Genomic DNA, 7,415 nt, shown 5'->3' with positions numbered 1-7,415 from the left:
CTGCCGCCGCCCCCCGAGCCGCCGCCCCCGAGCCGCCGCCGCCCGCGAGCCGTCGCCCGCGCCGCCTCGGCACGTTCAGTCGCGGGTCCAGGTCTGGTCCGCCCAGGCCGCGTCGAGTGGGGTGTGGGCGATGTGGTTGGTGTAGTTGGACAGCGTCTTCATGCCCACGCCCAGCACCACGTCCAGCACGTGCCGCCGCGTGTAGCCCGCCGCCAGGAAACTCTCGACCTGCTCGTCGGACACCCACCCGCGGTCGGCGACCATCGACTCCGTCAGCGCCCGCACCGCCTCCAAACCCCCGTCCGCCAACGGCTTGCCCGCCCGCAACGCCTCCACCACCGCCGCGTCCACACCGTTCTTCAACGCGACCGTGGAGTGCGCCGCCACGCAGTACTCGCAGCCGTTGACGACACTCGCCGTGATCCACACGACGTGCTTCGCCGGCCCCGGCAGGGACGACTTGGTGAACTGCTCGGCCAGCGCGTTGTACCCGGCGAGCAACTCCGGGGACTCGGCCATCACCGCGTTCAACGTCGTCACGAAACCCATGCGCTTCTTGGCCGCCACCAAGTGCGGGCGGGACTCCTCGGGGGCCGTGGTCTCGTCGTGCAGGGTGAACTCCGCCATCTCGGGCGACCTCCTGGGGCCTCGCTATCCTGGAACGACCATTTCAAGATAGCGACGTCACGATCATCCACGCAACGTGCCAACCCCGCACGCACGCCGAAAGGGCCGGTCGTGGTGACCGGCCCCTTCGCGGGTGATCAGACGAGCTGCGCGTAGAACCGGCGGATGTCGGCGACCAGGGTGTCCGTGGCCGCGTGCGCCGCGTAGTGGCCGCCCGCGCCGTCGTAGGAGTTCCAGCTGACGATGTTCTTGTGGTCGCGGTCGGCGAAGCGGCGGATGGACTGGAAGTCGCCCGCGAACATCGCCAGGCCGAGAGGGGTGGTGGTCGGCCCGGTCGGGTGCTCGCCGGCGTGCGCGTCCTCGTAGTAGAAGCGGATCGCGGACCCGGCCGTGCCGGTCAGCCAGTACAGGGCCACGTTCGCGACCACGAACTCCGCGTCGAGGGTCTCGTCGAACAGTTGCGCGTTCCAGGCGAGCAGGCCGATGGGGGAGTCGGTGATGGCGTAGGCCAGGGTCTGCGGCTGCTGGCTGTGCAGCTGGTTGAACGAGAACTTGTTGTCCATGAACCACTGGAGGTGCTGGAGCGCGGCCATGTCCGCCTCGCTGAGGTCGGCGAACTCGGCCGGGTCACCCGACGGGAACGAGAACACCTGCGTGACGTGCACGCCGATCACGCCGTCCGGGTCGAGGCGGCCCATCTCGGGGGAGACCATCGAGCCGCCGTCGTTGCCGACCGCGCCGTAGCGCTCGTAACCCAGGCGGTGCATCAGCTCGACCCACGCCGCCGCGGTGCGGAACCGGTTCCACCCGGTGCTGCGGGTCGGGCCGGAGAAGCCGAAGCCCGGCAGCGACGGGACGACCACGTGGAACGCGGGCTCGTCGGCCGCGGGCTCGGTGAGCGGCGCGATGACGTCCAGGTACTCCACCAGCGAACCGGGCCAGCCGTGGGTCAGGACCAGCGGCGTCGCGTCCGGGCGGGACGAGCGGACGTGCAGGAAGTGGATGTCCTCGCCGTCGATCTCCGTGACGAACTGCGGGAACGCGTTCAGCTTCGCCTCGAAGGCCCGCCAGTCGAACTCCTCCAGCCAGTGCCGCGCCAGCGAGCGGACGCGGTCGCCGGGCACGCCGTACGCGTCGCCGACCCCGGGCAGCTCCGACGGCCACAGCGCCCGGCGCAGGCGGTCGGCCAGGTCGTCCAGCTTCGCCTGGGGGACCTCGACGCGGAAGGGGCGGATCGCGGTGTTCGTCATGGCCTGTCTCCTTCGGAACGGAACGCTTTGTTCCGTTTTACTATAGCAGAGCGGAACGATCCGTTCCAAGTGTTATTCTCGTGACCATGTCGTCACCCGCTGAAACCGGCCTCGCCGGTCGCCGCCGCCAGGCCGCGCAGAACGACCAGGTCATCCTCGACGCGGCGCGCGAGGTCTTCATGGCCGACCCGAAGGCGCCCATCGCCGCCGTGGCCAAGCGCGCCGGCGTGGGCATCAGCGCCCTCTACCGCCGCTACCCGGGCAAGGAGGACATGCTGCGCAAGCTGTGCCACGACGGCCTGCGCCGCTACATCGCCGAGGCCGAGGCGGCGCTGGAGCAGCCCGACGCCTGGACCGCGTTCGCCGGGTTCCTCGACCGCGTGGTCGAGGCGGACGTGCACTCCCTGACCGTGCACCTGGCCGGCACGTTCACCCCGACGCCGGAGATGTTCGAGGACTCCCAGCGCGCCGCCCGCCTGGCGCGGGCCGTGGTGGACCGCGCGCGGGAGGCGGGTCGGCTGCGCCCCGACGCCGTGGTGGAGGACCTGGGCCTGGTGCTGGAGAGCTGTGCCGCAATCCGCGTCCCGGACGTCGAGCGCACCCGCGAGCTGCGTCGCCGCGTGCTGGCGATGATGGTCGAGAGCCTGGGCCACGACGGCGGCGTGGAGCTGCCCGGCCCGCCGCCGCACTCCGGCGACTTCGCCTGGCGCTGGCAGCCGCGGACGTCCGCGGCGGACTGATCGTCACACGGAAGTGTTGACCTGACGGACTCGGGTCGCGGACCCGGCGGGGTCGGGCCAGCATCCACGGTTGTCCGGGAACGCAACCACGGTTCGGAGTACTTGATGCGCACTCTTGGCAAGCTCGTCGCCGCGACGGCCGCCGCCCTCGTCCTCACCGCGCCGGTCGCCACCGCGGCCCCCGCGGGCGGCCTGACCGGCGCCGGCGGCCCGGCCGGCCTGCTCGGCCCGGTCGCCGCCCTGGTGGGCCCGCTGCTCGGCGGCATCGGCGGCTGACGCGCCGGCGCGGGAGGCCCTCGGTCCGAGGCCTCCCGCGAGCCCCGCCCTAGTGCCAGTAGTCCGCGCGCCGCCACAGCATGGCGACCAGCATCAGCGGGAACATGATCACGTGCGCCGCGACCATCAGCGCGTCGCCGGACATCACGCCCATCCAGTACGGCACGAACAGCGCCACGAACGGCAGGTACATCGCCGCGGACATCTCCAGGATGCGCGGCCACGAGTGCTTGCGGATGCGCATCCACAGCGCCATCGCGACGGTCATGTCGGTGGCCATCAGCAGCGCCCCGACCTCGACCCGCGCGGTCCACGACGCCGGCCACAGCATGCCGAGCACCATCATGCCGACCAGCATGGCGACGACCATCTCCAGGTAGTGCCCCACGAACCGGGCCAACTTGCGGCCGGTGCTCCTCTGGGACGAAGTGGTCGTCATGGGCAGCCTTCCGTTCAAAGGGTCTCGCTGATCCATCATGGTGGCAGGCGGCGGGCAAGTGGTGCGGAATTGGTTGGTAACCGCTTCGGTCCTGCTCCTACGATCCCGTCGCGTCGGTCGGAGGGAACGGGATCATGTGGGTGCGCTATCCGCGGACGTCGCACCTGCCGTGGTCGCCGGGCGCGACGGCCGACGACGTGCGGTTGGCCGACCTGTCCGGGCTGGTGGGTCGCGAGGTCGTGGTGACCGGGAAGCTCGACGGCGAGAACACCACGCTGTACCGGGACGGGTTGCACGCGCGATCACTGGACTCGGCGCACCACCCGTCGCGGGCGTGGGTCAAGGCGTTGCACGGGGCCGTGTCCGGCCTGATCCCGGTGGGGTGGCGGGTGTGCGGGGAGAACCTGTACGCGCGGCACTCCCTCGCCTACGACGACCTGGACAGCTGGTTCTACGCGTTCTCGGTGTGGGCGGGGGACCGGTGCCTGGACTGGGACGAGACGGTCCGGTTCACGCGGCGGCTCGGCGTGCCGGTGCCGCCGGTGCTGTGGCGCGGGGTGTTCGACGAACGCGCGCTGCGGGCGCTGCGGCTGGACCCCTCGCGCCAGGAGGGGTACGTGGTGCGCACGGTCGACGGGTTCGACCGGGCCGAGTTCCCCGGCCGCGTGGCCAAGTGGGTGCGGGCCGGGCACGTGCGGACCGACCGGCACTGGATGTCCGCGCCGGTCGTGCCCAACGGGCGGGGCGCGGCGGGGGCGTTGTGGGACGTGCGCGCGGGCCTGCCGGTGGACGTGCCCGCTCTGCTCGCGGCGGTCGGGATGGCGGGCTCGGCTGAGGGTTCGGGTGCGGCGGCCGGCGCGGTGGCGGCCGGCGGGGCGGAAGCGTTGGCGCGGCTGGACCTCGCGGATCGGCGTGGGGACGCGCGGTTGGTCGGGGTGCTCGCGACGCTGCTGCACCGGGTGCCGCGCCCGCTGCTCCGGTTGGCCGGGCCGCTGGGCGTGCCACTGGCGCGGCGGGTCGCGGACGTGGTCGCCCTGCACCGCTTGCTGCACCGCGGTATCCCGGACGCCGAGCGCCGGGCGGGACTGGTGCGCCTGAGCGTCGCCGCCGATCTGGGTGTGCTGCACGCGGTCGCGGCGGCGGTCGCTTCGGAGACCGAGGAGCGGGACCAGGTCGCGTGGTCCGCGCTGCACGCCGAAGAGGCCGGGTTGCTCGGCGAGGACCCGTTGGGGCACCTGCGGTCCGGGTTGCGCGAGGCGTTGGCGGGCTTCGACGCCGAGGTGGGGGACCGGTGTTGGGCCCACGCCCGGGAGGCGTTCGGCGCGGGCCGCGTGACCACGGCGGAGGAGGCGGTCGCGGCGACGTGGCGGTGGCGCGCCGGCGGGTTCCCGCGCCTGATCGTCCTGTCGGGGCCGGCGGGGGCGGGCAAGAGCACGTTCGCGCGGACGTTGCCCGGGGTCGAGGTGGTGTCGCTGGACGACCTGCGCGAGGCCCGCGGCTCGCGGTCCGACCAGCGGGCGAACGGCGAGGTGCTGCGGACGGGCCTGCGCCGGCTGGACGAGGCGCTGGCGCGCGGGGCGTCGGTGGTGTGGGACGCGACGTCGTTGGACCGGCGGCAGCGCGCGGTCGTGCTGGACGTGGCGGACCGGCACGGCGCGTTGGTCACGCACGCGGTGCTGGTCGTGGACGAGGAAACGGTGGCGCGGCGCAACGCCGCGCGGGAGCACCGGGTGCCCGCCGAGGTGGTGGCCGCGCAGTTGGCGCGGTTCTCGCCGCCGTGCGCGGGCGAGGCGCACCGGACCTGGTACGTCGGGCGGGACGGGGCCGTCGCCGACGTGGCCGGGGCACTGGACGGGGAGGCGTGATGCGCACCAGCGAGCAGGTCTACCACCGGGTGCGGTGGGACGCGCGGTTCGACCCGGCGCGGTTCGTGCTCGGGGTCGCCGTGCGCGGGGCCGCGCCGGAGCGGGTGCCGCTGCCGTCGTTCGTGCCCGGCGGGGACGTGCCGTGGCACCGGGTGCTGTTCGTCGAGGCGGACGGCGAGGTGGTCTGGGACCGGGCGACGGGCCTCGACCGGTTGGACGCGTCGGGGCTGGGGCTGGCGCGTGCGCCGCGTCGGCTGCGCGCGCCGCACTTCACGGTGTCGCAACCCTTCTCGTGGGACGGCGGGCGGTGGAGCGCCGGCGATCGCCGTACCGGTGACGTGTCGTCGGGGCTGCGGGTCCTGACCTGGAACACGCTGTGGGACCGGTACGACAGCGACCGGATCGACACCGCCGGTCGCCGTCCGGCGCTGGTGGCGGAGTTGGCGCGGGCCGACGCGGACGTGATCGCGTTGCAGGAGGTCGAGTGGGACCTGCTGGCGCTGCTGTTGGCCCAGCCGTGGGTGCGGGAGCGGTACGCGGTGGACGTGGTGGACCGCTCGGTGGACGACTGCGGTCTGGTGCTGCTCAGCCGGGTCCCGGTGCTGGAGGTCGGCCGGCACGCGCTGGGGCCGCACAAGGCGTTGACGGCGCTGGTGGTCGAGACGGCCGCCGGGCCGGTGGTGGTGGCGTCCACCCACCTGACCAGCGACCACACCGAGCGGGGTGCGCGTCGGGCGGCGGAGTTGGCGGACCTGGCCGAAGTGCTGTCCGAAGTGGACTGCCCGCTGGTGGTCATGGGCGACTTCAACGACGGCACCGACGTTCCCGGCCGGGTGCTGGGGGTGCGGGACGCGTGGACGGAGGCGCGCGGCGACGACACGCCGACGTTCGACCCGGTGGCGAACCCGTTGGCGGCGGTGTCCTCGCTGACCGGGCGGGCGGCGCGGTTGGACCGGGTGTTCCTGCGCGGGCTGCGGGCGCGGCGGGCGGAATTGCGCGGCACGTCGGTGTTCGTGTCCGACCACTACGGCGTGGAGGTGGACGTCGAGGTCGGGGAGTCCGGGTTGGCGAGCGTCGCGCCGGCGGCGGACGTGAGCGGCGTTGTCGAACGGGTGGCGTCCGCGTTGCCCGGTGGTGTCGTGCACGTCGTGGGGTCGCGTCGGATGGGGTGTGCGCCGGCGGGTGCCGACCTGGACCTGGTCGCGGTGGTGCCGGGCGTGGCCGTGCCGGGACGGGTCGTGGTGCCGGGGGCGACCGGGGTCCGGTCCGTGGTGGGCGCGCGGGTGCCGGGGCTGCGCATGCGGGTTGACGGGGTGGGTGTCGATCTGGTGCTGGTGGGCAGCGGCGGGCTGGCGCCCGGTGAGGCCGTGGGTCGGCGGGAGGAGTTGGGGCTTTCGGCGGCGGTGGCGTTGAGCGCGGTGAGTGACGCCGACGCGGTGTCGGCTCATGTGGGTTCGCGGCGGGCGGACTTCGAGTGGTTGGCGTTGCGCGTGAAGGCGTGGGCTCGCGTCCGTGGTCTCGATTCGGCCCCGCATGGCGGTTTGCCGGGCTTGGCGTGGGCCGTGATGGCCGCGATCACCGTCGCGGAGACCGAGTTGGAAGGGCGTGACCTGCTGGCGCACTTCTTCGGCTCGTGGGCGGCGTGGGACTGGCGTCGGCAGGTCACTTTCGGGTCCACTGTGGACGCTTGTGCTGCCGTGTCCGTCGTGACGCCGTCCGCTCCTCATCGCTTGTGCAGCGAGCAGGTGGGCGAGGGGATGCGGGACTTGCTGACGCAGGAGTTGTACGAGGCGTGGGAGGTCGTGCGGGCGGGCGGCGACCCGTGGGCGTCCGCGCCGCCCCTGCGGTGGCGGCATGCGGCGTGGGCGGTGGTGGAGGTCCGGGCGGCGGACCTGGAGGCGGCGGTGGGGCGCGTGCGGGGTCGCATGCGCGGCCTGCTCGCGGCGTTGGCGGAGGTCCGGGAGGTCCACGCCTGGCCGCACCCGGTCGCGACCGGCGAGGGCTTCGCCCGGTACGCGATCGGCCTCGGCCCGACCCCGCCGGACCGCGCCGAACTGCACGAACTCACCCGGCACTGGACCGCGCCGGGCGTGACCGTCGAATGGGCCGACACCGTGCCGGCCCTGTGAACCGGCTGGTATCTGTGAACGCTGGTAGGAGGGTGTCGCGGTCGGCGCGGGAGGGGTTGAATCGCGCTCTTACGCCGCACGCAGCAAGG

At 73.5% G+C, this 7,415-nt stretch carries 7 protein-coding genes; 4 read left to right on the top strand and 3 right to left on the bottom strand.

Features of this window, described 5'->3' with window-relative positions; all coding sequences use genetic code 11:
- Positions 1 to 75: 75 nt before the first annotated feature.
- Together AB0A74_RS35890 and AB0A74_RS35885 are read right to left on the bottom strand one after the other, a co-directional pair.
- Positions 76 to 627: a carboxymuconolactone decarboxylase family protein gene (locus AB0A74_RS35890; protein ID WP_358256668.1), complete on the bottom strand. Its 552-nt coding sequence runs from the start codon at positions 625 to 627 to the stop codon at positions 76 to 78.
- A gap of 137 nt (positions 628 to 764) precedes the next feature.
- On the bottom strand, positions 765 to 1,877 hold the full coding sequence (locus AB0A74_RS35885; protein ID WP_358256666.1) for an epoxide hydrolase: 1,113 nt from the start codon (positions 1,875 to 1,877) through the stop codon (positions 765 to 767).
- Between the two features lie 86 nt (positions 1,878 to 1,963).
- On the opposite strand from AB0A74_RS35885, the gene AB0A74_RS35880 reads away from it, so the two are divergent.
- Both AB0A74_RS35880 and AB0A74_RS35875 read left to right on the top strand, forming a co-directional pair.
- Positions 1,964 to 2,617: a helix-turn-helix domain-containing protein gene (locus AB0A74_RS35880; protein WP_358256664.1), complete on the top strand. Its 654-nt coding sequence runs from the start codon at positions 1,964 to 1,966 to the stop codon at positions 2,615 to 2,617.
- A 105-nt stretch (positions 2,618 to 2,722) separates the two neighbouring features.
- Positions 2,723 to 2,893, top strand: a complete 171-nt coding sequence (locus AB0A74_RS35875) for a hypothetical protein (protein ID WP_358256663.1) — start codon at positions 2,723 to 2,725, stop codon at positions 2,891 to 2,893.
- A 49-nt stretch (positions 2,894 to 2,942) separates the two neighbouring features.
- Here the strand turns inward: AB0A74_RS35875 and AB0A74_RS35870 are convergent, their stop codons facing one another.
- Positions 2,943 to 3,332, bottom strand: a complete 390-nt coding sequence (locus AB0A74_RS35870) for a hypothetical protein (protein ID WP_358256661.1) — start codon at positions 3,330 to 3,332, stop codon at positions 2,943 to 2,945.
- A 134-nt stretch (positions 3,333 to 3,466) separates the two neighbouring features.
- Between AB0A74_RS35870 and AB0A74_RS35865 the strand changes: the two genes are divergently transcribed.
- Together AB0A74_RS35865 and AB0A74_RS35860 are read left to right on the top strand one after the other, a co-directional pair.
- Positions 3,467 to 5,197 (top strand): RNA ligase family protein, encoded by a 1,731-nt coding sequence (locus tag AB0A74_RS35865; RefSeq protein ID WP_358256659.1) that lies wholly within the window; start codon positions 3,467 to 3,469, stop codon positions 5,195 to 5,197.
- On the top strand, positions 5,197 to 7,326 hold the full coding sequence (locus AB0A74_RS35860) for an RNA repair domain-containing protein (RefSeq protein ID WP_358256657.1): 2,130 nt from the start codon (positions 5,197 to 5,199) through the stop codon (positions 7,324 to 7,326). Before AB0A74_RS35865 ends, AB0A74_RS35860 begins: the two co-directional genes overlap by 1 nt.
- Positions 7,327 to 7,415: the final 89 nt, after the last annotated feature.

This window comes from Saccharothrix sp. NPDC042600 (assembly GCF_040647305.1).
In the GTDB taxonomy this organism is placed as follows: domain Bacteria; phylum Actinomycetota; class Actinomycetes; order Mycobacteriales; family Pseudonocardiaceae; genus Actinosynnema; species Actinosynnema mutabilis.
This window is presented reverse-complemented; position numbering and strand designations above follow the sequence as displayed.